This window comes from Arthrobacter sp. CAN_C5 (assembly GCF_017875735.1).
In the GTDB taxonomy this organism is placed as follows: domain Bacteria; phylum Actinomycetota; class Actinomycetes; order Actinomycetales; family Micrococcaceae; genus Arthrobacter_D.
In genome coordinates this window covers 1,393,373-1,416,908 of the sequence record NZ_JAGGMZ010000001.1, presented here as the reverse complement: position 1 = coordinate 1,416,908, position 23,536 = coordinate 1,393,373, and the positions used below count along the sequence as shown (strand labels likewise).

The following is a 23,536-nucleotide window of genomic DNA, read 5'->3' as shown; positions in this document are numbered from 1 at the left end:
GGGGCGTGCGTGTGGCGTGGCACTTTACACCCCGCGCGTACGATAGCGTGGCATAGTCAGCGGGCTTAGCTTTGTAGGTGCTGATTCCCGCCGACCATTCGTTATCTAAGGAACCCGTGAACCAACTGTTAGGGCAGCGGTACACGACCGCTGAGTTGCTCGGGACGGGCGGTGCCTCCTCGGTGTACCGGGCGACCGATGAGAACCTGGGGCGAGATGTAGCCGTCAAGGTGTTCAATCCCAGCACCTCGGATGACGATGACTACCGTCGCCAGCACACCGAAACCCTCCTGCTGGCGACCCTGAATCACCCGGGCCTGGTCACCCTGCATGACGCGGGCCTGCACGAGGATGAATCAGGTCGCACCACCAGCTTCCTGGTGATGGAAATCGTGGACGGCAGGGACCTGCGGAAGCTGTTGAAGGCCGAACGCCTCGGACCGCTTGAGGTGGCGCAGCTGGGCGCGGACCTGGCTGATGCGCTGGCCTACATCCACTCGCAGGGGGTTATTCACCGCGACGTGAAACCCGCCAATATCCTGCTCTACCGGACTGGGGAGCAGGACACCCGGCTGTATTCCAAACTCACCGATTTCGGGATTGCCCGGATGATCAATGCCACCATGGCTACCGCCACGGGAGCCACCCTTGGCACCGCCAACTACCTCAGCCCGGAGCAGGCGCACGGGTCAGTCGTCGATACCGCCTCGGACATCTACTCCCTCGGCCTGGTCCTGCTGGAGAGCCTCACCGGCCAGAAGGCTTTTCCTGGCGCGGTGGTTGAAGCCGCGGTGGCCAGGCTGCTGCGCGACCCGGAGGTCCCCGACTCGCTGGGACCTGTATGGGGCACCCTGCTCACCGGCATGACTGCCCGCGACCCCCAGCAACGTCCAGATGCCCACGAGGTGGCCCTGGTGCTGCGGGACTACGCACTCGACACGGACGAGAGCCGTGCGCTCAGGCCCCTGCACGGCACCGGCACCGGCACCGGCACCGACGAGCCTGCTGACCCGCCGGAGCCGGTGACCGGCGGCGTGATGACCAATGGGATCATGACCGGTGGGGTCCTTACCGGCAATACCATCACCGGCAAGGTGCATATCCCCGCGCCGCCGCCCCACGCCCCACGCCTGGGCTAGTTCTCTTCGTCGGCGGGTTCCTCAGGCTCAAAACTCGACGGCTCCTTGGTGACTCCCGCGCCTACCCCATCCTCAGACTCCGGGATAGTACCGTCGGGGCCTTTCGACTTCTCGTCGGCGTTCGTGTCCTCGTGGTCAGGCTGCTCAGTCATGGTGCTCCTTCTGGTTGCTATTCGGCTCGTTCTGCCATCCTAACGACCCCATAGCGGAGCCAGACCATCGAGTTTCCGAAGGTCCGGGTGTCGCGCAGCACCAGGGGGACGCGGGCCTTCGGATAGAACGCAGTTCCCCCGCCCACGATCACCGGCGCCACGATCACCTGGATCTCGTCGACCAGGCCAGCGGTGAACGCATGGGCGGCCAGGGTGGGCCCCGCAATGTTGACATCGGCGGTGGCACCATCAAGCAGCTGCCTGATCTCCTCGGCGTCGAAAGCCCGGCGCAGACCAGTGTGCCTGGTCGACACATCGGCAAGGGTGGTGGAGTAGACGATCTTCTCGGCCGCCTGCCAGATGCCTGCGAAACGCGCCGACTGCGGCGACTGGGCGGCGTAGCTGTCCTCGGTTTCCCAACCCGTCATCATCTCGTACATGGTGCGCCCATAGAGATAGGTGCCGACCTTCAGCTCCTGGTCGTTAATGAAGTCAAGCACCTCCTCGTCGGGCACAGCCCAATCGAAGGTGCCCGCCTCGTCGGCGATATAGCCGTCAAGCGAGCTCATGATGGAGTAGATCAGTCGGCCCATGGGGTCATCTTCCGCTCCGCGCCGTCCCGTGTCCAGCATCGGGCCGGTTGGGCTGTGCCGGTCGTGGCTCCACGCTCGCAAGCCGAATATGGGAAGCTGATTCAATGATGAAGTCGGACCGGGTTCACCCGTGGATACGGCGGGTCGCCATCGAAGTCGGCGGGTGGACCCTGGTGGTACTCGGCATCGCGGGGCTGGTGTTACCCGGCCCCGGCCTCCTCTTGCTGGCGTCGGGGTTGGCAGTCCTGTCGTTTCGTTACGCCTGGGCAGGAAGGCTGCTGCGCCCGGTCATGGCACGCGCCATGCAGGCGGCCGAGTTGGGTATGCTGACCTGGCCCCGCATCCTCTGCAGCGTGCTGGGCGCCTTTGGTCTGATGACCATGGGAGTCATCTGGGGAATCCAGCCGCCGATTCCTGGCTGGTGGCCGCTGGAAGAGCGGTGGTGGCTTCCTGGCGGTTGGGTCACCGGCGGGACCCTCATCGGCTCGGGAATCATTGCGCTTGTTCTGATCGTCTATAGCTACCGGCGGTTCAGGCCCTCCCGCGTCGAGCAATAGTCCGTCCGGTGCCGCCCCAGGGCCCGCGAGGGGAGCTACTTCAGGAACTTGGAGGTTCTGCGGTCGGCGAGGGGCTTTCCGCCGGTCTGACAGGTGGGGCAATACTGCAGTGAGGAATCCGCGAAGGAGACCTCACGCACCGTGTCCCCGCAGACCGGACAGGGCTCCCCGGTGCGGGCATGGACCCGGAGCGCCTCCCGTTTGGTGTCCTTGAGCTCCTTGGCGGGCTTGCCCGACGCCGCCGTGATGGCCGTCTGCAGCATCTGGCGCATGGTGGCGTGCAGGATGGCGACGGCGTCGTCGTCCAGCCTGTTCGCGTGGACAAAAGGTGAAAGCCGGGCGGCGTGGAGAATCTCGTCGCTATTCGCGTTCCCGATTCCGGCGACCTTCGACTGATCACGCAGGAGTCCCTTGATCTGGCCGGTATGGGACTTCAGCAACCCCTCGAAGGAGTCCAGGTCCATCTCCAGTGCGTCCGGCCCCAGACGGACGATCCCGGGAACCTCGTCGGGCTCCTCCACCAGATAGGCTGCCAGCGACTTCCGGGTGCCCGCCTCGGTGAGGTCGAAACCGGGCTGATCGCCCGTCCCGGCGTCGTTCCCGCCGTGGGCGAACCGGACCCGCAAGGCGATTGGTCCCTTCCCGGGTTTCAGCCGCGCCGTGCCGAGATTATCGGACCACCTGAGCCACCCGGCGCGTGCCAGATGCATCACGAGGTACTTCCCGCCGATCTGAAGCACCAGGAACTTCCCGCGCCGCTGGACTGACTGCACCGACGTGCCCGTGAGCGCCTGCACCGGCACCTGCGCCGTCTTCAGCACGGAGAAGGACGCCACTTCAACGTCGACGACGACGGCGGGCGGTCCGTCGTCGGGAATCAACTTCCGACGCAGGAAATCAACGAGCCCCTGCACCTCAGGCATCTCTGGCATGGACCTAGGTTAACACTGCCCGGTAACCGAAGAGGCCGGAAACGGCGGGAATCTTCCCGCCGTCTCCGGCCTCCCGAGGGATGGCTGGTCCTGCTAGTGGTGTGACACTCCCAGGGGCGCGCCCTTGGTCTCCTTGACTAGGCTGACGCCGATGAAGGAGATCACGCAGAGCACCATGATGTAGATCGCGACAGAGCCGGACCACTCGTACGCCTCAAGCAGGGCCTGCGCCACTGTCGCGGCGAAAGCACCGCCGAGGATCGCGCCGAGAGCGTACCCGATGGAGATGCCCGAGTACCGTACCTGGGCGGGGAACATCTCGGCGTACATGGCGGACATCGGCCCGTAGGACAGCCCCAGCCCGATGGTCAGGACGAACAGTGCAATGCCGTAGAGCACAATGTCACCGGTGTCGATCAGCAGGAACATGGGGATCATCCAGACAAAGACCCAGGCGTAGCCAATCTGGAAGGTCCGCACCCTGCCGATCTTGTCGGAGAGCCAGCCACCCACCATGGTGAAGATGAGCCAGCCGAATGAGGCGAGCACCGTCGCGAGCAGCACGTCCGTGATGGGAAGGCCCAGTCGCCCGGTCGCGTAGGAGATGAAGAAGGCGATCAGGAGGTAGCCGGCCGCGTTGTTGCCGATGAAGATAGCGGCGGACAGAAGCACGTTCCTGGTGTGGTTCTTGAACAGTTCGCGCAGTGGCGCCTTGCTCTCTGCCTTGCGCTGGGCCATTTCCTTGAACACGGGGCTCTCTGCGACGGAGCGTCGGATCAGGTAGCCCACCACGATGAGGACCACCGAGAGGAGGAAGGGAATCCGCCAGCCCCAGGCCAGGAACTCGTCTTCGGAGAGGACCGTGCGCAGTAGCAGGAGGAGGCTGGTCGCCAGGATCATGCCGATCGGGACACCGATCTGCGGGTAGGCACCGAAGAGACCGCGCCTGTGCACTGGCGCGTGCTCCACGGCCATCAGTGCGGCACCACCCCACTCGCCGCCCGCCGAGAAGCCCTGGATGATGCGGAAGAGGATGAGCAGGATGGGGGCCCAGATGCCGATCTGAGCGTAGGTCGGCAGCAGGCCGATCAGCGCGGTGGCGCCGCCCATCAGGAGCAGGGTCATCACCAGGACCGCCTTGCGGCCGATCCGGTCGCCCAGGTGGCCGGCGACGATAGCGCCCAGCGGTCGGAACAGGAAGCTGATACCGATCAGGGCGAAGGAGAGAATCTGGGCCAGGCCCGCGTTGGATTCCGCGAGGGGGGTCAGGAAGAGCCCTGCCAGGACTGTTGCGGTCAGCTGGGCGAAAATAAAGAAGTCGTACCACTCGATGGTGGTACCGACCAGGGTCCCCGCGAGAACCTTGCGTTCCTCGCGGGTCACGCGCTGGTTGGACTGGCCAACACTGGTTGAAGAAGACGTCATTGTGTACTCCAGGGTGGGACGGGCTATTTACTGACAGAACGTTCGGTAATTGTGACGCTGATCATACTACCCTTTGTCACTTTAATCAGCGCACCCAACAGGAACCGTCGTTACATGTCAGAATCCCCGTCGGGTAACGCAGCCCGGCGGAGTCAGTCGGAACGGTTCAGGAACTCGCGGACCCGTGCCTGAACCGGCGCCGTGTTGTAGCTTTTGACCAGCGCTCCAGCCATCCGTACCGGGTCGCCAAAAAAGAAATACTCGTACAGGGCCTGGCGCCCGGAGAACCCGGAGATCGAGGCGTCGTGCGCCAGCTTGAACAGCCGCACCCGCTCCGGCCCGGTGAGGGTCTTCGCCTGCAGATACAGCTCGATGTCCGGTAACGCCGCGCTCGCCAGGTCGGCTTCCCCCGGCAGGGCCATCAGGCCACTGGCGGCGAACTTCCTGATGATCTCGGGGAATCGCTGCGCCACCTTCGGATACCAGTTCCGTGCGGCGTTCAGGGTGGTCCATCTCGGCAGCATGACGCCGTCGTCGTTCGGTTGCGCATCCACTTCCGACGCCCGCATCAGGGCCTTGCCGATCTCGACCGTCTGGATCAACTCGGCCAGATCCTCCTGAATGTGCTGGAAGCCATCAATGCCGATCGATTCCGACAGTTCGGATGCCAGACCCAGGAAGAACTCGCTCTTGGCGATGGTCCGGCTGACCACCTGGTGGGTCATCAGCGCTCCGGCGCCTGTGTCGGAGTAGAAACTGTTGCACAGGTCCGGGTGGCCCAGCATGAAGATTCGCTCATTGGGCACAAACACGTTGTCGAAGACGACGACGGCGTCCATCTCCTCAAAGCGGGACGCCAGGGGCTCGTCGTGAGTCGATCCCCCGTTGTACAGCGGGGTGCGGCAGAGGTACCTCACCCCCTCGGTGTCGCTCGGCAGCGCAAACGCGTAGGAGTACGGAGCGTCCTCGGGGGTTCCCCGCAGCAGGGTGGAGGGGAACACCAGCAGTTCGTCGGCGATCGGGGCGATGGTGGCGAGCATCCGTGCCCCATTGATAATGATTCCGTCGTCGCGCTCCTCAGTGATCCGGGCGGAGAGCTGGCCACCCAGCTGTTCCGACCCGGCTACTGAGCGGTTGACCTGCGGCGGGATCAGGGTGTGGGTGGTGAGGAGATCATTCTCCCGGCAGTGCTCGTAAAACCTGCGGATATTCTCGCCGAACATCGGATCCGCCTGCGCGAACCACTTTTCCGCGGTGCTCAGCGCCGTCAGGCAGCCGTTCATGTAGTCGCCCGTCCGGCCCAGGAACCCGTGCGAGTACTCGGCCCAGCAGGAGGTTGCGGCGCGTCGCCTTTCCAGATCGCCAACACTCCGGGGCACCAGGAAGGAGGCGTTCACCAGGTCGCCGCTCGTGGGCGAGACGTAGGTGAGCCGGTCCGTGTAATCGGGATCGTGTTGCAGGTCGTAGAGCCGGGCGTAGGTGCGTGCGACGTTCCGAAACGCCGGGTGCTCGGCGACGTTCTCGCTGACCGTTTCGCCGTTGATGACCACGTGCGGCCGCATGGAGTTCAGTTTGTCCAGGTACTGCGTGCCGGATCGGATTCCCATTGTGCTCCACTCGCGTGAGGTGGCTGTCGTTTGTACTGCCTGGTGTGCAACCCGCTAGAACAGGTCTTCCATTCCCAACTGGTTCTCCGGAATGGTGGTGAAGGTACTGTTGGCGTACGCAAGGGCGTCTCCCTTGCGGTAGTTGAAGTCCTGCACTTCACCCAGATACAGGGTGTGATCACCGCCGTCGTACGCCGCCCACGGCGTGCATTCAAAGAAGGCCAGGACATTGGCCAGACGAGGTGCCGTGGAGCCTTCGAGCCAGGTCGGCTCGTTGGTGGGCCGGCCCGCGAAATGCATGGCCAGCGAACGCTGCTCGGCACCAAGAATGTTGACGGCGAAGGGGCACCCGGCCAGTTCATCGTGTGCCTTGGTGCTGCGCGCAATACTCACCAGAACCAGCGGCGGTTCCATGGACACCGAGGTGAAGGAGTTGACGGTAATCCCGTGGCGCTTGGTGGCGCCATCGAACGTCACAATGCCCACCCCGGTGGCGAACCGGCCAAGGCTCCCCCTGAAGTGGTGCGCGCGGGGGGCGTTCAGCGAGCGGCGGCGGGCGGCAAAACCATCGCCCGCCGCATCCCGGTTCTGCGGTGACGCAATCATTGCGGGACTCCTTCGATGGGTTCCTGTTGGCTCCTTTCCAGCCTAGCTGTTCTATAGTTGAACATTTCATTCAGATAATGAAATAGTGACCAGAAGTGACCGAGATGACAGTCGACCAGCCAGGAGGAACAGCCGTGGTAAGTGCCCAGAGCGGTACTGCGATCGCGCCATCAGCCCACTCGCAGACCCTCTCCCGTGGTATCCGCGCCCTGGAGATCCTGGCCGAGGCCAGCTCGCCACTGTCGATAGCCGAGCTGGCAGTGCGTCTCGACGTCCACCGCTCCATCGCCTACCGAATCCTGCGGACGCTGGAGGATCATTCGTTGGTAGTCCGTGATGCGGCGGGCGGGGTGCAGGCCGGACCGGGCCTGGCCGCGCTGGCCCGGGGTGTTGCGAGTGATCTGCAGTCCGCTGCCCTCCCCGAACTGACCCAGCTGGCCAACACGCTGGGCATGACCGCCTTCGTGGTCGTTCTGGACCAGCAGGATTGTGTGACGCTGGTGGCGGTGGAGCCCCGCCACACAGGGGCCACCGTGGCCCAGCGGCCCGGCACCCGCCACCCGGTAAGCGCCGGGGCGCCGGGAATCGCCATCCAGTCGGCCCTCACCGAACAGGCGTGGGAGCGCCGTGCCCCCGGGCAGCCGTACCGGGCCGATGCCCGCACCGCTCAGCGCACCGGCTATGCGGTGAGCCATGATGAGGTGATTGACGGGGTCTCGTCGGTGGCAGTGCCGGTGCGGATTCCAGGCCAGCTGCCGGCCGCGGTGGCGCTGGTCTACATCCGCTCGCTGCACACCCCCTCCGAACTCGGCGCCCAGCTGATCGACTGCGCGCGGACCATCGAGGACCAGCTGCGCTGACCTCCCTTGGAGCTACTCCTCTGGCTGCTGCCGGGGAACCGCGAGGGAGACGATGCCCAGGAGGAGCAAGGCACCGGCAGCGGCAACGGGAACGATGAAGGCCGCGCTGAATCCCTCAGCTTCCGCGACGGTCCCGGCTACCGAAGCTCCGATCGCGGTGCCCGCGACAATCCCACTGGCCAGCAGGGTCATGACGGTGCCCATGAGTTCCTTCGGGGCCACCAGGGAACCGATGCTGAAGATGGTGACCATAGTGGGTCCCACCGGGATGCCGAGCACGAACAGAACCAACAGCATCAGGGGGACCTCCTGCGGAATAAAGAGGAACAGGGTCAGCAGGCTCATTCCACCCGCTGAGAGAATCCAGCGCCACGACGCCGAGAACCGTGCCGGCCAGTACGCCACCGACAGGGCGGCTGCCGCCGAGCTCAGACCCATCACCGCGTACAGCAGGCCGGCCGAGGTCGCCGCACCGAACTCTCCCGCGAACGCGATGAGCGCAGTCTGTGTCGATCCGAAGAAGGTCCCCATCGCGACCATCCCGAACACGGGCAGGGGAACCAGGAACCAGAACCGTCGGCTGCCGGGGGCGCCCCGCCGGGGCGGCGCCTCCCCCGCGGCGGCGCGTCGGGGCCGGCGGTTGAGCGGCACGACCGCCTGGACCGTGCTGTGAACGGCAAAGGCGCTCACCATCACGACGGTGAGCACGGCGGCGAGGGCCAACGGCAGCCAGGGGGTGATCAGGCTCGCCAGAAGTCCCACCAGTGCTGGTCCAAGGACGAAGGTCAGCTCATCCGCGGTGCTTTCATAGGACAGCGCCGTGTCCAGGTCACCGGGTTGGGTGCGTCGGGTCAGCGCGATCCAGCGCACCCGCGCCAAGGGCCCGATCTGGGGGGAGGTCAGACCCATGCCGAATGCCGCGGCGAGGATCATTGCCGTTGATGGTCCGGAGAAGTCCGGAACGAGATAGCTCGCAGCGATCACCCAGATGATGGCTGCGGTGTTCAGTGCTGCCGAGATGAGCAGCACGGGCCGCTGGCCGGTACGGTCCGCGAGGTACCCGAGGATCGGTGCGCCCAACGCCGAGCCCACACCAACCGCTCCGGCGGCGAACCCGCCGGTCGCCACGGATCCGCTCGCCGCGGTGACCAGGGTGAGGGCTCCGACGGTCAGCATGGCCAGCGGGAGCCGGGCGAAGAAACCTATGGTGAGGAAGGATGGTCCGGCCAGTGCGGGGAGACGGCCAAAGCGTCCCAGCCGGCTGCCGGCTACAAGGGGTGGTGTCATGATCGAGTCTTTCCGGATACAGCTGAGTGCGCATCGTCCCCCCTCCCGATGCGCCCAACCCGGTGAACAAGCCTAATTTACACTGTCTGCAGCACGACCGAGGGATCCGCCTGGGCCGGGACCTGATCGACAATATGCAGGGTGGAGCCGTCGCGTTCCTTCACCACCTGCAACTGGGCGCCGATTCGCTGCTTCAGCTCCGCAACATGGCTGACCAGTCCCACCATCCGGCCCCCGTCCCGGAGCCCCTCCAGCGCGTCCATGACCTGCTCCAGCGACTGCTCGTCCAGACTGCCGAACCCTTCGTCGACAAAGAGGGTCTCAATCTCGATGCCGCCCGACTCGGCCTGGACGACGTCGGCCAGGCCGAGGGCCAGCGCCAGTGCGGCCATGAAGGACTCACCGCCCGACAGGGTCGCGGTGTCCCGCCGGTTCCCGGTCCATCCATCGATCACGTTCAGGCCCAGGCCGGACTTCCTGTTTCCGGAGAGTGCATCACTGTGCACCAGGGCGTAGCGCCCGTCGGACATCGCCAGCAGTCGCTCGGTGGCGGCATCGGCCACCTGCTCGAGGCGGGCGGCCAGCACGTAGGTGCCCAGGGACATCTTGAACGAGTTCTCTCCGCCCCCGGCCGCGGTGTCGGCGAGCGACTTGATCAGGTCACGCTCCTGCAGCAGGGGCAGCACCACCTGCTCCTGACGCGTCAGTTCGGTCGCGTACCGGTCAAGCTGCAGCACTGACTCCTGGACCATCCGGAGCCTGAGCAGGCTCGCAGTTGCCCGCTCAGCGGCTTCTGCCTCGGACGCGGCGGCGTCGTCGACCTGCACACTGGTGACGATCGGCAGGCCCGCCGCTTCGTCCCTGAGTGCCCCGGCAATGTCGGGGAGAGCCCGGTCGGCCTCCAGCCGGTCTCCCGCCCGGTGGTGGGTGGCAAGGAAAAGTTCCGCATGGTCGAGTTCCACCGGCGACAACAGTGCAGAACGCACCTCGTCGGGGTGATCGAAGGCTGAACCCACGAGCGCCTCGGACAAGGTGGCGAATGCCAGTTCCCGGCTGGAACCGGCCCGCGCCAGATCCTGGAGAGCGTCCCGGCAGTCGGCCATCGTCTCGTGGGCTGCCGCCAGGTCACCGGTCCGTTCGGCGAGGGTTTCGTACCCGCCGCGCAGCGTAGCCAGCCGCTCCTGCATCTCATCCATTTGCTCCTGCAGTCCCGTGATGGAGGCCCGGGTCTCGGCCTGGGCCGTGGCCAACCCGTTGTGCTGGGCGGTCAGGGTCTCTTCCCGGCCGGCCAGCGCTGTCAGCCGCTCGGTCGCCCGCTCCAGCGCCTTACCGGCCGCGACGGCCTCCGCCAGGAGCGCGGTATCTGCCTCAAGGGCTTCCCGGACGGCACCGACCTCGCGGTCCCCGCCCTGGGCCTGCAGCCGTGCAGCGTCGAGGACGGCGTCGTCGCGCACCCGCCGTAGACGCTCCACGACCTGTTCCGCGGCAAGCTGGTCCTGCCGTGCCGCCTGCTCCTGCTCGTGGGTAACCAGGCTCGCCCCGTCCGCCGACGCGGGGTGTGGATGGGACCGACTGCCGCAGACGGGGCAGTCGCTGTCCTCGGTGAGGCCAGCCGCCAGTTCTGCTGCCGCCTGCTCCAGGCGTTGCCGGAGGGTCTCCAGCCAGATGCTCTTGAGCTCCAGGAAGCGCCGTTCGGCAGCTGAGTATCTGTCTTCTTCGCTGGTCATCCTCGTCCGCGCGGTGTCCAGCGCAGCGATGGTCGCCAGGAGCCGTTTTCCTTCCGCCACCCGCTCGTCGAGCGCCGATGTCCCGTTGACCGTTCGTTCCAGCTCGACCCGCTCCCCGCCGACCAATGCTGTCTCGGCACGAACCTCGGCCAGTGCTTCCGCACACTCCCGCAGGGCAGCATCAATCCGCTGCAGCTCGGTCGCCGACTCCGTGAGACGTTCCTCCAGGCTCTGCAGCCGCTGTTCCTCCGGCAGTGCGGCGCGGAGGACGCCGAGTTCCGACGTCGCTGCGGTGCACGCTGCGTCCAGCATCGCGATGGTGTCTGCCGTCCCGGGGAGGGCCTTCTCCTGACCGGTGCTCTCGAGGTCCGGGAGGAGGGAGGTGGCAACTGGCGAACCGGCCACCATTCGCGTTGCTGACTGCGCCCGCTCGGTTGTCTGCCGCAGTGCATCCTCCGCCAGATCCAGGGCACGCAGTCCGCTCTCCAGGATGCGTGCCTTCCGGTCCCGGTCGACCGCCGTCTGGAAGTCCGCCGCTTCTTCCCGCTGTGCCGCATGCGCCTCTTCAACGGCACGGAAGGCTGCCAGGGCTTGCCGACGGGTGTAGGCAGCCAGGGTGTCCTGCTGCTGCTGCGTGAGCAGGCTTCGATTCCGTGAGTCCGCGTCCGAGGTCCGCCGGGCGCTCTCCAGCACGGTTGCGAGCCGTGCGCGAAGATCGGTCAGGGTGAGGGGAGCCCCGGCATCACCCGTCGCGTCCGGTACCGCATCGTCGGCCGACTCATAGCGTTGCACCTCGTCCACCGCTCGACGGTGGATGTGGCTCAGCCCCGCTTCGGCCTCCGCCACCCGGCCCGCCATCGTCCGGGCGCGTTCGGTGAGGACCTGCTCCACCTTCTCGAACCGGTCCGTGGCGAAGAGTTTCTGTAGCAGGTCCCGCCTTGATTTGGCGTCAGAGCGCAGGAAGGCCGCGAACTCGCCCTGGGGCAACATGACCACGCGGGTGAACTGTTCGCGGTCCATGCCCAGCAGGGCCTGGATTTCACCGCCAGCCTCATCATTGCGGGCAGATTTCTGTACCCATTCGCCGTCAATTTTTTCCCTCAGCAGGGTCCGCGCGGGCTCGGACGTAGTGCCGGTGCCCCGCTTGGCAGGGCGATTCCACTGGGGGTTGCGAATCACTTCCAGCCGGCGGCCGCCCACGCTGAACTCGCAGGCCACCTCAGGGGCGAGGGACTCCGGTGCGTGGTCACTGCGGAGCCTCTTTGCGCCCTGGCGGGCACCCGGAACCGACCCATACAGGGCGTAGCAGATCGCATCGAGGACGCTCGACTTGCCCGCCCCTGTTGGGCCGTTCAGAAGGAACAGTCCGTGGGCGCCCAGGCGGTCGAAGTCGACCTCCTGGCGATGCGCAAAGGGGCCGAAGGCCTGCAGTTCAAGGCGGTGGATCCTCACCGTTCCACCTCTGCCGAGCGAACGGTTTCCAGGACAGCTGTCAGCACTGTGCGTTCGCTCTCGCTCGCTGGTCGGGACCGCACGTGGTCAAGGAAGCCGCAGCACACGTCCACATCATCGGTGGCCTGGGCGATCCGCTGACTGTACGTCTGGGCGGCGCGCTGACGATCCCCCGCAGGTTCGAAAACCAGGACGAGGGTCGAGGGGAAGCGGCTACGCAACCGCTCCATGGCCTGGGTGGGCCGGTCCGGATCCACGAGGGTGATGTGGCAGTAGGCAGTCTCGGCCCACTCATGGCGTGGATCCGACAGTAGCTCTTCCAGTTCACCGGTCAGGACGGCGAGCTCACGATAGCCGGGCCATTCGACGGCACGGACGTTACCCAGGCCCGCTGGGCCGATCTCCACCAGCCACGCGCCCTTCGACTGACGTGCTTCGGAGAAGGAGTACGGCAGGGGCGAACCGGAGTAGCGCACATTCGGGGAGAGCTGCTGCTGACCGTGCAGGTGGCCCAGTGCCGCATAGTCGAAGGTTTCAAAGAGATCCAGGGGGACGGCTCCCACCCCTCCCACGCTGAGATCGCGTTCGCTGTCCGAGGTGATGCCGCCGCTGGCAAAGGTGTGGGCCATCACCAGCGACCGGACGGTGCCCGCGGACCGGCGATGCGCCAGGTCGGACCGGACCAGGTCCAGCGCCGCCCGGGTGACAGCAGTGTGGGTGGGGGCCTCGGCGCCGAGCGTTTCCGCTACCAACCGTGGTTCGAGGTACGGCAGGCCGTACACAGCGAGCTCGGCGCCGTCCTCATCCAGAGGGAACAAGACCGGCCGGGCGATATCCTCGAGCCGGGTGCGCAGGTGCACTCCCCCGCGTTCCAGGATGCGGCCGCCGAAGCCCAGCCGGGTGGCAGAGTCATGGTTTCCGCTGGAGACAACCACTTGCGCGCCGGCAGCGGTCAGGCGTTCCAGCGCCTCGTCAAAGAGTCCGACGACGTCCACGCCGGGCAGTGCACGGTCGTAGACGTCGCCGGCGATCAGTACCACGTCCACCTCAAACTCGCGGACGGACTTCTCGAGGTGATCGATGAAGAGCCGCTGCGCCTGTAGGGTGCCCACACCGTGGAACGACCGTCCCAGGTGCCAATCGGATGTGTGCAGTAGCCTCATACTTCCAAGCTACCGGCCCCCACTGACATTCCTGCGGAGCGCACCCGGCGGTGCGGACTTTGCCCGCTGGGCGACCTATTTTCCGTCGCGGCGTTCGTCTGATTCGTCGAAGAACGTCCGTGCGTCGTCGGTGCCGGCCGGGCGGTCCACCTGCCCCTCATCGGCGTTGTCGCCGGTGCGCGCATGGTCGGCGGGGTACCGGTCCGTGGCTGGCCGAGAAGTGGGCGTCGTGGACGTAGCTGGTGTGGCGGTGGCCTGGGTGGCGGTGTCCGCGGTGGCGGTGGCCGGCCCACTGGACGTCGCGCTGGGGTCGGGCGCGTCAGTGACCTGGACAGGCTTTGCACCCGTGGTGCGTCCACCGAACAACTCGGAGCTGCGGTAGATCAGTCCGGCGATTGCCGCGCCCAGAACGGGGGCCACCCAGAACAGCCAGAGCTGCTCGATGGCCCAGCTTTCGGAGAAGATTGCTGCGGCAGTGGAACGGGCCGGATTCAGAGATCCGTTGCTGATCGGCAGCAGGAAGGTCAGCAGCGCCGCATACACCAGGCCGATAGCAAAGGGGCCGCCAGCGTTGCGCAGCGAGCCGGTGGCGGTCCGGGACATCGCGCCCAGGACCACCGCGACAAAGATGGCTGTCCCGACCACTTCGGCCAGGAAGGCGCTGCTCAGCGCGAACTGGGTGGGGGAATGTTCCGCGTAACCGTTGGCCGAGACGGCGAACAGCGCCTGGACACTCCCGGCGAACTGCTGGTTGGCGCTCAGGAGCAACCAGATGAAGACTGCCGCGATAACGCCCCCCACAACCTGCGCCACGAGGTAGGGCAGCACCGAGATCCATGAGGTCTTGCCGGCGATGGCTGAGCCGAGCGTGACCGCCGGGTTGAAGTGACCACCAGAGACATAGCCGAACGCAACAATCGCTCCGATCAGGGCCAGGCCGAACGCAAGGGTGGGCTGCACCCCCGTCTGGGTGTTCAGGATGGTGACCCCCAGTCCGGCCAGGACCAGGAGGAATGAGCCGGCGGCTTCGGCCAGTGACCGGGCCACCAGGGAGAAGTCGCTGATCGAGGACGAGCGGCCGGACGGTTCCGGGTTTGCGTGCTGTTCAGCGGTGGGCAGTGATGTCTGCGTCATGGTGGACGAAATCCTTTGAGCTGTTGGAAGAGCTGAAGTTGTGGCCGACGCTATGGTCGGGACCGTGCTGGCTGCCGGGACCGTCGTGTGGGGTCGGGCAAACCTGTCAAGCCTTCCACCTGTTGCTGAATGCCCGCTGAGAACGGGCGTCAAGGTGGTCGCGGCAGTAGAACACTACCCGACACTAGACTGTTGTGGTGCTGACCAATCCCTCTTTCTCGGACCGTGTCCATGGCTGTCTGCTGGGCGGCGCGCTCGGCGATGCGCTCGGCTTCGCCGTCGAAAATCTCGATCTTGAGGCAATCAGGGCAGCCTACGGCCCGGCTGGGCTGACCTCCCCCACCCAGTTGCAGGAAGTCTTTCGGTTCTCGGACGACACCCAGCTGTCGCTCTATACGGTCGACGGCCTGGTGGATGCTATCCAGTGGGCCAACGACGGAGTTGCCGCCGACGAGACGGCGTGCCTCTGGCTGGCCTACCTCCGGTGGCTCGCGACGCAGGGCGAGACACCGCCGTCGTCGGCTCCCGTAGCCCCACCCCGCTGGATCGATGCCCAGGAGGTGCTGCAGCACCGTCGACGACCCGGCACCGCCTGTCTGAGCGGCCTGCGCAGTGGGGAGATGGGAACCCAATCCCGGCCGGTGAACCCCGAGGCCAAAGGATCGGGTACGGTAATGCGCTCCGCGCCCTTCGGGCTGGTGCCGCACATTCCGGTTGAGGTGGCCGATCGGCTGGCCATGAACGCTGCGGCCCTCACCCATGGCCACCCGGCCGCCCTGCACGGAGCGGCAGTGATGGCGGTCCTGATCCATGGCATCGTGCGGGACGAAATGTCGCTGCGGGAGGCCGTTTCCGCGGCCGTCGCCCGGGCGCACAGCTCCAGTGTCCCCGAACTGGCTCAGCTCCTCGAGACGGCGGTTCAGCTGGCCGACGACGGCGGGTCGCCTGAACAGATGAGCGCAGCCCTCGGCGGCGGTTGGACAGCTGACGAGGCGGTGGCGATCGCCATCTACGCGGTCCTGGCCAGCGAGGCCGGCGCCGGGCCAGCTGGGTCTGCCACCGGTCCAGAGCAGCATTTCCGCACCGCGATCGCCCTGGCGATCAATCACGACGGCGACAGCGACACCACCGGGTCGCTGACCGGCAACATCCTGGGTGCGCTGTACGGTCGGGACGGTCTACCGGCGAGCTGGTCCGCAGTGCTGGAGGGTGCCGACGTCGTCGGCACCATGGCCAGCCTGCTGGTGGACACCACTTCGACCGGATGAGCGCGATCCAGCGATGCGCGCCTTCGGCTACCGGGTACCTCGTCGTCACAGCACCTAGTCTTGGGGAATGGATAACTGGAACCCCACCGACCTGTCTGATCTGAGCGGCCGCACGGTCGTTGTCACCGGCGGAAACGCCGGCCTCGGCTATTTTGCCTGCGAGCAGCTCGCCGCCGCCGGTGCGACCGTCGTGATGGCCTCGCGCAACGAGGAGAAAGCCAGGGCGGCGATTGCGGCGATCCGGCAGCAGGTCCCGGAGGCACGGGTCGAGTTCCAGGAACTCGATCTGGCCCGGCTGAAGTCCGTCCGACAGGCGGTGGACCTGCTGTCTGCGAGGGGGCCCATCGATGCGCTGCTGGCCAACGCCGGAGTGGTGGGGGCCGCTGGCCGCCAGCACACCGCCGAAGGGTTCGAGTTGCAGTTCGGGACCAACCATCTGGGCCATTTCGCGCTGACCGCAGGCCTGTTGCCCGCCCTCACCGCTGCACGCGGGCGGGTAGTTCATCTGGGCAGCATCAGCCACCGGTGGGTCCGGCTGGATACCGCCAATTTGATGCCCGCGCGGTACAACAACCCCCGGGCCTACGCGACGTCGAAACTTGCTGTCATGACCTTCGGTTTCGAACTCGCTGCCCGGCTGCGTCTGGTGGGGAGCCCGGTGCAGAGCATTGTCGCCCACCCGGGTCTGGCTCTGGACATGCTCACGCCCCTGCGTCCGGGCATTGGGCTGAACAACACCTCGCCCGCCCCGCAACGCCGCATCCTCGCGCCCGTTTCCCAGGGAAAGGACACCGGGGCGTGGCCCCTGGTGCGCGCGGTGGCCGATCCCGCCGTCGTCAATGGGTCCTACTGCGGACCACGCGGGTGGTTCCAGCTGCGGGGCAATCCGGCAGTGGTTCCGGCGCAACCCCACGCCCGCGAGCGCAACACGGCGTCACGGCTGATCGACGCCTCCCAGGAACTCACCGGCGTCCAGCTGAACCTGTAGGGCGCTGGCTACGGGCTGTCGACCGGCCAGCGGCCCTCCGTCATCTGCAGGAACTCCGCCTCCGAAAGTACCTCAATCCGCTGGCCCCGCTCGTGCAGGTCCAGCACCCGCCGCACCTTCCCGGTGACCCGGCCGTTCCGCAGATCGGACGCCACAAACCCGTCCCCCACTACCAGCACGGTGGTGCGCTGGGTGACCGTGCTCGCCGGCTGCGCCCCCAGCCATGCCGCCCGCTCCTTGGCTTGCGGGCGGGGCATGCCGAGCGTTCCCGTGAAGACCACCGTCTGGCCGTACAGCGGGTTGGCGGGGTCGGCTGCGCCGTTCGCCGGCGGGTTCAGCCCCTCGTCAGGCCATCCTGATGGCCCGGTACGGACGACGGCTGCCCCACGGGCCAGCGCGCCACGGGTCGCCTTCGAGACCTCATTGATGCCTGGCACATATGCGTCCTGGGTGGAGAACGGGAGCCGCTGGATCGAGGCCAACTCCTCGAGGCTGCCAGCGTTGTTCATCCGGGCGATGTCGATCATGATTCCGGCGCACGCCCGGGCGTCCTCCACTGCATCGTGGTGGTTGACCAGCGGGACGCCGGCGGCTTCAGCAACGAACGGTAGCGAGTAGGACGGCAGCGAATAGTTCCGCCGGGACAGCACCACTGTGCAGGAATAGTTGTAGGCGGGACCGGCAATCCCTGAGACTTCCTGACCCGACCTGATCACGCCCATATCGAACGCCGCGTTGTGGGCCACCAGCACGTCGTCGCCGATGAACGCACCGATTTCAGGGAAGAGGTCACCGAAGCGGGGCTGCGCAGACACCATCTCTTCGGAGATGCCGTGGATCCGGACGTTCCGCCAGTCGAAATGGTCGTGGCCTGCGGGAGGCCGCATCAGCCAGTGCGCCTCGTCAACAATCCTGCCGTCCCGGACCTTGCTCAGGCCCACGGCGCAGGGCGAACCACGGAACCCGTTTGCTGTCTCGAAGTCGATGGCCGTGAACTCAATTCCCACCCGGTCAACGCTACGGGGCGCAACCCTGAATTTTACCCAACGTTCACCCGCGCGCCGGGAGATACCTGCCACATTCCCCTACCCTGAGGTATGGGAAACACACGGTGGTACCTCTTTGACTACGGCATGGTGATCACCAATGCCCCCACTCCTGAGGACTGGTTGAACCTTGAGGATGCTGCGGGCGTCCCCCTCATGGATCCTGGCTCGCCCTACTGGCAGCACCGGCTGGAGTTCGACGCCGGCCGGCACACCTCTGTCGAATACTGGTCGCTGGTGACCGGCAGGGAGGTCCTCCCGTCCCGGACGGACCTGCTCGACACCCTGGACGCCAACCAATGGTCCCACTTCAATCTGGACACGCTCGATACGCTGGAGGAACTCAGCGGCCAGGGTGCCCGGTTGGCGCTGCTCTCGAACATGCCGGCCCCGATGGTGTCGCGGTTCGAACAGGCTGCCTGGACCGGCTACTTCCAGCGCAGGTATTTCAGTTCGGCCCTGTCGCTGGTGAAGCCGCAGCGCGAAATCTTTGAGCATGTCCTGCGGGATCTTGCGGTGGAGCCTGGGATGGTCACCTTCGTTGACGACAATCCAGCCAATGTTGCCGCGGCCCAGGGTTTGGGCATTGACGCCCGTCTTCACCAGCCAGGTATTGACCTGCAGCGGGAGCTGGTCGCCAACCCCCGACCTGCCGCCTAGGGTACCGCCCGCCTCAGGGTGAGGTAGGACCCTCCTGCCAGGGCGACGCCGGCGACGGCGAGCCATCCTGCGACGCTCAGCTGCGACTGGCTGCCCAGGAACTGCCCCACCTGTCCCCAAAGTTCGGCCCGGGCGATGTAGAAGACGAGGCCCACCAGGATAAGTGCGGCACCGATCCCCGTGATGAGAAGGCCCGTGGTCTGCCACCGCTTGTAGATGGTTGCGGACCAGAACCCGATCAGGAACAGCACCATCATCGCCGTGAAATAGAAGACCATCGTCGGCAGTCCGGATCCTTCGGCAATCCACTCGAGAGCGAAGAACCGGCCATTGAGTCCCCAGCCGTTCGTCGCTATCTCGATCAGGCCCAGCACGTAGTAGAGCGCCGTCGTCACGACCGCAATGATCGAGAACAGTCCGAGGGTTCCAAGGAAGAAGGCCTTGCGGCTGATACTCAGACCCTGCGAAAAGGGGAAGGTCATGGTCAGCGACTGGATTCCCAGGGCCAGGAAATACCACATGATCGCCTGTGACCCACCCGAGTACTTGGCTCCCTCGTAGGGGATGAAGGACCAGATGGCCCAGCTCAACGCGAACGAGGCAACGAGGATCACCGCGGGAATGCCGATGAAGGTCCACCGGTTGATCAGCTGCATCCGCATGACGTTGACGATGCGGTTCATTGTGACACCTCCAGTGAATGGTTGTTCACGGCGTCCAGGTCCCCGGTGGTTGCCGCGAGGGTTCGACGGATCACCAGTTGCTGCAGCGAGACCGGAGCCAGCTCCAGGCCCAGCTCGACGGCCTCACGCTTTTCCGCTGGTGTCAGGACGCCGAGGGCAGTAACCGAGGCGAGCGAGGCAAAGTTGTCGGTGTGCAGGATCTCCCGGCCCGCGAGGAAGGACCTCACCACGGTGGCCGATCCGACCACGGTGAAGGCTGATCCCCTGATGCTCCCGGCATCGTCGTTCATGATGATCCGACCCTTGTCGATCAGGATCACGTGCTCCAGGAGATTCGCCACCTCATCGATCAGGTGCGATGAAAGCACTATTGTGCGGGGGTGCAACGCATAGTCCTCGACCAGCCGATCGTAGAACAGCTGACGGGCGACGGCGTCCAGGCCAAGATAGGGCTCGTCAAAAAAGGTGAGCTCAGCCCGTGAGGCCAATCCGATGATCACACCCACCGCGGATAACTGACCCCGGGAGAGTTTCTTGATCGAGCGTTTGAGCGGCAATTGGAAGTCATCCACCAGCCGGTCCGCGAGAGTCTGGTCCCAGTTCCTGAAAAACAGGGCCGCAGAACGGAAGGCGTGCTTCGGGGTGAAGGCGTCTGGATACTTCTGCGATTCCCGGATGAAGCAGATCCGGCTCAGGACACGTTCGTTTTCGTAGGGGCTTTCGCCGAACACCTCAACACTTCCCGAGGTCTGGAAACCCTGCGCCGTCAGCATTGACATCAGGGTTGTCTTGCCCGCCCCATTTCGTCCGAGCAGGCCGTAGATTTTCCCTGGCGCAAGGGAAAGGTTCACCCCATCCAAAGCAATGGAGTTCCGATAGGTCTTGATCAAATCGTGGGTCTCAATGACGCTGGTCATGGCGTACCTCCCGTAACTGATTCACTGCTCCGGACCATCTCGGCCAGTTCGTGGGGGCTGATTCCCAGCTTCCGGGCTTCGACGGCCAACGGGCGAACATACTGATCGAAAAACTGGTCCCGCCGGCGCTGCAGGAGCGCGGCTCGGGCTCCGGTGGCTACAAACATTCCTATTCCCCGTTGCTTGTACAGGATGCCCTCATCCACAAGCCGGTTGACCCCTTTGGCGGCGGTGGCCGGGTTAATGCGGTGGAAAGCGGCAAACTCGTTGGTGGATGGGACCTGCGCCTCTTCGGCGAGTATCCCCTCGACGATCTCGTTTTCAATCTCCTCGGCAATCTGCAAGAAGATGGGCCTGCTGTCGTCGATCATTTCGGCCCTCCGTTGACCGGTTACACTTGGCCAGTTGGTTAGTTACTGATGTAACTAACCATACAACCCGAGGGAGGAGGCGGCAATGCTTTGCGGACCGGAGGTTCGGACGCGTGGGGTAAGGCTAGCGGGCGAGCAGCGAGCCTCGCGCCGCCTCGAAACCCGTCACCGAGATAGCCCATCCGGGCCGGTTAAATGACTCGGCGGGTAGCCGGACGTGGTGAATGGTGGCGGCTTCGCCGGGACGTACCTCTGTCCTGCTGACGCCGTTGTGGCCGTAGCCGAGGTTTCTGGAAACCGTCAGGGACGCCGCGTTCCAGGAGGCAGCGTCGGAGACGGCCCATTGGGCGCCCAGATGATCGAAGGCGAACTGCAGGACGGCCGACCGCATCTCGGTGCCCAGACCCTTCCCCTGCTCGGCCTGTGTAAGCCACGAACCGGTATGCACCGTGCGTTCGATGCTTAGGTTGCGTGCCGAGAGATCCTGCACGCCGATCACCCGTCCCCCGAGGCACACCGCCAGGTTGATGGTCCAATTCTCCGGCCCGACCGTGCAGCGCTGCCGCCACTGGTGCTGCACCGTTCCCTTGATGAGCTCGTCGCGGGGCGCGTCGGTCCAGGGCACGCTGAAGGGCATCACCGCCGGATCGTGGATCCCGGCCAGGACCGCGTCGACCAGGCCGGGTAGCTGCTCGTCGCGAACAGGGTTCAGCGTGAGCCGGGGCGTGGAGAGCTGCAGGCCGAAAAGCGGCCAGACGTCCTCAAGGCGTTTCATGGGTTGCACGGTTGCGGCGAATCTTCATGATCCGGCTGATGACGAAGTAGCCGACCAGCAGGATGACCGACACGATGACGATCCTCTGGAAAACATCCGCGTAGGCTTCGACCACATGCCAGTTCTCCCCTAAATAGAAGCCGGCCATGACGAAAATACAGTTCCAGATGAGGCTTCCCGCGGTGGTCAGCCCGAGGAATTTCCAGACCGGCATTCGTTCGATGCCCGCGGGAATGGAAACCAGGCTTCTGAAGAGGGGAATCATCCGGCCAAAGAACACCGCCTTGTACCCGTGGCGGCTGAACCAGGCCTCGACCCGGTCAACGTCCTGCAGGTCCACCAGCGGCACCCGGGAAACAATGGCCCGCATCCGGTTGCGTCCCAGCCAGGCGCCCAGCAGGTACAGGGCGAGGGCGCCGATGACTGATCCAGCGGTCGTCCAGAAAATCGCTTCGAACAGGGTGAAGCTGCCACGGCTCGCGGTGAAGCCGGCCAGCGGCAGGATGACCTCGCTGGGCAAAGGTGGAAACAAATTTTCCAGGGCAATCGCCAGCCCCGCGCCTGGCGCGCCAATGGTTTCCATCATGGAGACGGCCCAGTCAGAAATGGAATCCAGCCACGATCCCCCGCCGGAGGGTGCGCCGAGTGTTGCGTGGATGGAAGCCGCGGGGAGCGACGTCGGATGCAGGAGAGTAGTCATATCCCGATCAAGTGTGCCCTACGATTCTGGCGATAACCTCTACCGCGCTACCTCAGGGCATCGACAAGGTGCGGCACCAGAGCGGCGAAGGCCTGGGCCCGATGGCTGATCGCGTTCTTCTCCGCGGGAGTCAGCTCAGCGCAACTCACCTGCATGCCGCTTGGCTGCAGGATCGGGTCATAGCCAAACCCTCCGGTACCGCGCGGCGCCGTCAGGAGCGAACCTTCCAGCGCACCCCGGGTGACGTGGGCGGTGCCATCGGGCAGCGCCACCGCTGCCGCGCAGACAAAGGACGCGCCACGGTGCTCAGCGGGAATATCGGCGAGCTGGGCAAGCAGCAGGTGCAGGTTGGCTTCGTCGTCGCCGTGGCGCCCGGACCAGCGTGCCGAGAAGATTCCCGGCGCCCCACCCAACACATCGACCGCGAGACCGGAATCGTCGGCGACGGCGACAAGCCCGGTCACGGCGGCCACCTCCCGTGCCTTCAACAGCGAGTTCGCTTCGAAAGTGGTGCCGCTCTCGACGACGTCGGGCGCGCCCGCTGCCTGCGCGTCTATTACCTGGGTATCCACGTCGAGGCCGGGGACCTTACCGCGCAGCAGCTCCCTGAGTTCGCGGAGCTTGCCCGCATTACGGGTCGCCAGGACCAGTCGGGCTCCCACCGGGTACGGGGCCTCCTCGGGGGTGTCAGGCACCTGCGCCCTCAGCAAGGATGTCGAGCTGGATCTGGGTCAGCTGGGAGGTGCCAAGCAGCGCCAGATCCAGGAGCGCGTCCAGCTCGTCCCGGTCGAAGGGTGCACCCTCAGCTGTGCCCTGCACCTCGACGAACTTGCCGCTCCCGGTCACCACCACGTTCATGTCTGTTTCGGCGCGGACGTCCTCGACGTAGGGCAAATCCAGCATGGGGACCCCATCGATGATTCCGACGCTGACAGCTGCGACCGTGTCAATGAGGGGACGGGCAGAGGCCGCAATGAGCTTGTTTTCCTTGGCATAGCGGATCGCCTCGGCCAGCGCCACGTAGGCGCCAGTGATTGCAGCGGTCCGGGTGCCGCCGTCGGCCTGGAGTACGTCGCAGTCCAGCACAATGGTCGTCTCGCCCAGCGCCTTGGTATCGATAATCGAACGCAGGGACCGCCCGATCAGGCGGGAAATCTCGTGGGTCCGGCCGCCGATCTTGCCCTTGACGGACTCACGGTCCGACCTGGTGTTGGTGGCCCGCGGCAGCATGGCGTACTCCGCAGTCACCCAGCCCTTGCCTTCACCTTTGAGCCAGCGGGGCACGCCCTGCGTCAGCGAGGCGGTACAGAGGACGCGGGTGTTACCGAACTCGATGAGGGCCGAGCCCTCGGCCTGGGTGGACCACCCGCGGGTGATGGTGATTGGCCTGAGCTGGTCTGCGGTCCGACCGTCGGCCCGGAGCGGGGCAGCGGTAGTGGAGGAAGTGTTTGCGGGATTCATGGGGTCAAGTCTACGGGGCATGGCCGCGGGGGT

General features: G+C 65.6%; 24 protein-coding genes. 6 read left to right on the top strand and 18 right to left on the bottom strand.

Annotated features, from left to right (window positions below):
• Nucleotides 1-116: 116 nt before the first annotated feature.
• The gene (locus H4V95_RS06705; RefSeq protein WP_209729499.1) at nucleotides 117-1,139 is read left to right on the top strand and encodes a serine/threonine-protein kinase; all 1,023 of its coding nucleotides are present in this window, start codon (nucleotides 117-119) and stop codon (nucleotides 1,137-1,139) included.
• Here the strand turns inward: H4V95_RS06705 and H4V95_RS06700 are convergent.
• Both H4V95_RS06700 and H4V95_RS06695 read right to left on the bottom strand, forming a co-directional pair.
• Nucleotides 1,136-1,291: a hypothetical protein gene (locus H4V95_RS06700; RefSeq protein WP_196865817.1), complete on the bottom strand. Its 156-nt coding sequence runs from the start codon at nucleotides 1,289-1,291 to the stop codon at nucleotides 1,136-1,138. The two genes, H4V95_RS06705 and H4V95_RS06700, sit on opposite strands and share 4 nt — an antisense overlap.
• A gap of 17 nt (nucleotides 1,292-1,308) precedes the next feature.
• Nucleotides 1,309-1,884, bottom strand: a complete 576-nt coding sequence (locus H4V95_RS06695) for a dihydrofolate reductase family protein (protein ID WP_196865816.1) — start codon at nucleotides 1,882-1,884, stop codon at nucleotides 1,309-1,311.
• A gap of 104 nt (nucleotides 1,885-1,988) precedes the next feature.
• On the opposite strand from H4V95_RS06695, the gene H4V95_RS06690 reads away from it, so the two are divergent.
• Nucleotides 1,989-2,441, top strand: coding sequence for a PGPGW domain-containing protein (locus H4V95_RS06690; protein WP_196865815.1), 453 nt, complete (start codon nucleotides 1,989-1,991; stop codon nucleotides 2,439-2,441).
• A gap of 35 nt (nucleotides 2,442-2,476) precedes the next feature.
• Here the strand turns inward: H4V95_RS06690 and H4V95_RS06685 are convergent, their stop codons facing one another.
• The 4 genes from H4V95_RS06685 to H4V95_RS06670 form a co-directional block, all read right to left on the bottom strand.
• On the bottom strand, nucleotides 2,477-3,373 hold the full coding sequence (locus tag H4V95_RS06685; RefSeq protein WP_209729497.1) for a DNA-formamidopyrimidine glycosylase family protein: 897 nt from the start codon (nucleotides 3,371-3,373) through the stop codon (nucleotides 2,477-2,479).
• 93 nt (nucleotides 3,374-3,466) lie between these two features.
• The gene (locus tag H4V95_RS06680) at nucleotides 3,467-4,798 is read right to left on the bottom strand and encodes an MFS transporter (protein ID WP_196865813.1); all 1,332 of its coding nucleotides are present in this window, start codon (nucleotides 4,796-4,798) and stop codon (nucleotides 3,467-3,469) included.
• A 152-nt stretch (nucleotides 4,799-4,950) separates the two neighbouring features.
• Complete coding sequence (gene hpaB, locus H4V95_RS06675) at nucleotides 4,951-6,405, bottom strand: 4-hydroxyphenylacetate 3-monooxygenase, oxygenase component (RefSeq protein WP_196865812.1); 1,455 nt, start codon at nucleotides 6,403-6,405, stop codon at nucleotides 4,951-4,953.
• A gap of 54 nt (nucleotides 6,406-6,459) precedes the next feature.
• The gene (locus H4V95_RS06670) at nucleotides 6,460-7,011 is read right to left on the bottom strand and encodes a flavin reductase family protein (protein WP_196865811.1); all 552 of its coding nucleotides are present in this window, start codon (nucleotides 7,009-7,011) and stop codon (nucleotides 6,460-6,462) included.
• A 104-nt stretch (nucleotides 7,012-7,115) separates the two neighbouring features.
• On the opposite strand from H4V95_RS06670, the gene H4V95_RS06665 reads away from it, so the two are divergent.
• The gene (locus H4V95_RS06665) at nucleotides 7,116-7,871 is read left to right on the top strand and encodes an IclR family transcriptional regulator (protein ID WP_209731302.1); all 756 of its coding nucleotides are present in this window, start codon (nucleotides 7,116-7,118) and stop codon (nucleotides 7,869-7,871) included.
• A gap of 12 nt (nucleotides 7,872-7,883) precedes the next feature.
• Here the strand turns inward: H4V95_RS06665 and H4V95_RS06660 are convergent, their stop codons facing one another.
• From H4V95_RS06660 to H4V95_RS06645, 4 genes are all read right to left on the bottom strand, one after another.
• Entirely contained in the window at nucleotides 7,884-9,158 is a 1,275-nt protein-coding gene (locus H4V95_RS06660; RefSeq protein WP_196865810.1) for an MFS transporter, read from the bottom strand.
• A gap of 77 nt (nucleotides 9,159-9,235) precedes the next feature.
• Nucleotides 9,236-12,337, bottom strand: a complete 3,102-nt coding sequence (locus H4V95_RS18750) for an AAA family ATPase (protein ID WP_209729495.1) — start codon at nucleotides 12,335-12,337, stop codon at nucleotides 9,236-9,238.
• A complete protein-coding gene (locus H4V95_RS06650) occupies nucleotides 12,334-13,500 on the bottom strand; it encodes an exonuclease SbcCD subunit D (protein ID WP_209729493.1) in 1,167 nt (388 codons plus the stop codon). The genes H4V95_RS18750 and H4V95_RS06650 overlap by 4 nt, the downstream gene beginning before the upstream one ends.
• Before the next feature lie 75 nt (nucleotides 13,501-13,575).
• Entirely contained in the window at nucleotides 13,576-14,634 is a 1,059-nt protein-coding gene (locus H4V95_RS06645) for an MIP/aquaporin family protein (RefSeq protein WP_209729491.1), read from the bottom strand.
• A 197-nt stretch (nucleotides 14,635-14,831) separates the two neighbouring features.
• On the opposite strand from H4V95_RS06645, the gene H4V95_RS06640 reads away from it, so the two are divergent.
• On the top strand, nucleotides 14,832-15,902 hold the full coding sequence (locus H4V95_RS06640; protein ID WP_209729490.1) for an ADP-ribosylglycohydrolase family protein: 1,071 nt from the start codon (nucleotides 14,832-14,834) through the stop codon (nucleotides 15,900-15,902).
• Between the two features lie 67 nt (nucleotides 15,903-15,969).
• Entirely contained in the window at nucleotides 15,970-16,890 is a 921-nt protein-coding gene (locus tag H4V95_RS06635) for an SDR family NAD(P)-dependent oxidoreductase (RefSeq protein WP_196865805.1), read from the top strand.
• Between the two features lie 8 nt (nucleotides 16,891-16,898).
• Here H4V95_RS06635 and H4V95_RS06630 read toward each other — a convergent pair whose 3' ends face one another.
• The gene (locus H4V95_RS06630; RefSeq protein WP_196865804.1) at nucleotides 16,899-17,897 is read right to left on the bottom strand and encodes an exonuclease domain-containing protein; all 999 of its coding nucleotides are present in this window, start codon (nucleotides 17,895-17,897) and stop codon (nucleotides 16,899-16,901) included.
• Nucleotides 17,898-17,987: 90 nt separating this feature from the next.
• Between H4V95_RS06630 and H4V95_RS06625 the strand changes: the two genes are divergently transcribed.
• The gene (locus H4V95_RS06625; RefSeq protein WP_196865803.1) at nucleotides 17,988-18,596 is read left to right on the top strand and encodes an HAD family phosphatase; all 609 of its coding nucleotides are present in this window, start codon (nucleotides 17,988-17,990) and stop codon (nucleotides 18,594-18,596) included.
• Here the strand turns inward: H4V95_RS06625 and H4V95_RS06620 are convergent.
• From H4V95_RS06620 to rph, 7 genes are all read right to left on the bottom strand, one after another.
• Nucleotides 18,593-19,279 (bottom strand): hypothetical protein, encoded by a 687-nt coding sequence (locus tag H4V95_RS06620; RefSeq protein WP_196865802.1) that lies wholly within the window; start codon nucleotides 19,277-19,279, stop codon nucleotides 18,593-18,595. The genes H4V95_RS06625 and H4V95_RS06620 overlap by 4 nt on opposite strands.
• Complete coding sequence (locus H4V95_RS06615; RefSeq protein WP_196865801.1) at nucleotides 19,276-20,196, bottom strand: ABC transporter ATP-binding protein; 921 nt, start codon at nucleotides 20,194-20,196, stop codon at nucleotides 19,276-19,278. The genes H4V95_RS06620 and H4V95_RS06615 overlap by 4 nt, the downstream gene beginning before the upstream one ends.
• A complete protein-coding gene (locus H4V95_RS06610) occupies nucleotides 20,193-20,567 on the bottom strand; it encodes a GntR family transcriptional regulator (RefSeq protein WP_196865800.1) in 375 nt (124 codons plus the stop codon). The genes H4V95_RS06615 and H4V95_RS06610 overlap by 4 nt, the downstream gene beginning before the upstream one ends.
• A gap of 124 nt (nucleotides 20,568-20,691) precedes the next feature.
• On the bottom strand, nucleotides 20,692-21,342 hold the full coding sequence (locus H4V95_RS06605; protein ID WP_209729488.1) for a GNAT family N-acetyltransferase: 651 nt from the start codon (nucleotides 21,340-21,342) through the stop codon (nucleotides 20,692-20,694).
• Nucleotides 21,329-22,042 (bottom strand): DedA family protein, encoded by a 714-nt coding sequence (locus H4V95_RS06600; RefSeq protein WP_196865798.1) that lies wholly within the window; start codon nucleotides 22,040-22,042, stop codon nucleotides 21,329-21,331. The genes H4V95_RS06605 and H4V95_RS06600 overlap by 14 nt, the downstream gene beginning before the upstream one ends.
• A 47-nt stretch (nucleotides 22,043-22,089) precedes the next feature.
• Nucleotides 22,090-22,737: an RdgB/HAM1 family non-canonical purine NTP pyrophosphatase gene (rdgB, locus tag H4V95_RS06595; RefSeq protein WP_312883958.1), complete on the bottom strand. Its 648-nt coding sequence runs from the start codon at nucleotides 22,735-22,737 to the stop codon at nucleotides 22,090-22,092.
• The gene (rph, locus tag H4V95_RS06590) at nucleotides 22,730-23,503 is read right to left on the bottom strand and encodes a ribonuclease PH (protein ID WP_196865797.1); all 774 of its coding nucleotides are present in this window, start codon (nucleotides 23,501-23,503) and stop codon (nucleotides 22,730-22,732) included. Before rph ends, rdgB begins: the two co-directional genes overlap by 8 nt.
• Nucleotides 23,504-23,536: the final 33 nt, after the last annotated feature.

Bases quoted from the DNA above. Each gene is read 5' to 3' on its own strand.
- H4V95_RS06700 (WP_196865817.1), bottom strand. From the start codon at position 1,291: ATGACTGAGCAGCCTGACCACGAGGACACGAACGCCGACGAGAAGTCG.
- H4V95_RS06695 (WP_196865816.1), bottom strand. From the start codon at position 1,884: ATGGGCCGACTGATCTACTCCATCATGAGCTCGCTTGACGGCTATATC.
- H4V95_RS06690 (WP_196865815.1), top strand. From the start codon at position 1,989: ATGATGAAGTCGGACCGGGTTCACCCGTGGATACGGCGGGTCGCCATC.
- H4V95_RS06685 (WP_209729497.1), bottom strand. From the start codon at position 3,373: ATGCCAGAGATGCCTGAGGTGCAGGGGCTCGTTGATTTCCTGCGTCGG.
- H4V95_RS06680 (WP_196865813.1), bottom strand. From the start codon at position 4,798: ATGACGTCTTCTTCAACCAGTGTTGGCCAGTCCAACCAGCGCGTGACC.
- hpaB (WP_196865812.1), bottom strand. From the start codon at position 6,405: ATGGGAATCCGATCCGGCACGCAGTACCTGGACAAACTGAACTCCATG.
- H4V95_RS06670 (WP_196865811.1), bottom strand. From the start codon at position 7,011: ATGATTGCGTCACCGCAGAACCGGGATGCGGCGGGCGATGGTTTTGCC.
- H4V95_RS06665 (WP_209731302.1), top strand. From the start codon at position 7,116: ATGACAGTCGACCAGCCAGGAGGAACAGCCGTGGTAAGTGCCCAGAGC.
- H4V95_RS06660 (WP_196865810.1), bottom strand. From the start codon at position 9,158: ATGACACCACCCCTTGTAGCCGGCAGCCGGCTGGGACGCTTTGGCCGT.
- H4V95_RS06650 (WP_209729493.1), bottom strand. From the start codon at position 13,500: ATGAGGCTACTGCACACATCCGATTGGCACCTGGGACGGTCGTTCCAC.
- H4V95_RS06645 (WP_209729491.1), bottom strand. From the start codon at position 14,634: ATGACGCAGACATCACTGCCCACCGCTGAACAGCACGCAAACCCGGAA.
- H4V95_RS06635 (WP_196865805.1), top strand. From the start codon at position 15,970: ATGGATAACTGGAACCCCACCGACCTGTCTGATCTGAGCGGCCGCACG.
- H4V95_RS06625 (WP_196865803.1), top strand. From the start codon at position 17,988: ATGGGAAACACACGGTGGTACCTCTTTGACTACGGCATGGTGATCACC.
- H4V95_RS06620 (WP_196865802.1), bottom strand. From the start codon at position 19,279: ATGAACCGCATCGTCAACGTCATGCGGATGCAGCTGATCAACCGGTGG.
- H4V95_RS06615 (WP_196865801.1), bottom strand. From the start codon at position 20,196: ATGACCAGCGTCATTGAGACCCACGATTTGATCAAGACCTATCGGAAC.
- H4V95_RS06610 (WP_196865800.1), bottom strand. From the start codon at position 20,567: ATGATCGACGACAGCAGGCCCATCTTCTTGCAGATTGCCGAGGAGATT.
- H4V95_RS06605 (WP_209729488.1), bottom strand. From the start codon at position 21,342: ATGAAACGCCTTGAGGACGTCTGGCCGCTTTTCGGCCTGCAGCTCTCC.
- H4V95_RS06600 (WP_196865798.1), bottom strand. From the start codon at position 22,042: ATGACTACTCTCCTGCATCCGACGTCGCTCCCCGCGGCTTCCATCCAC.
- rph (WP_196865797.1), bottom strand. From the start codon at position 23,503: ATGAATCCCGCAAACACTTCCTCCACTACCGCTGCCCCGCTCCGGGCC.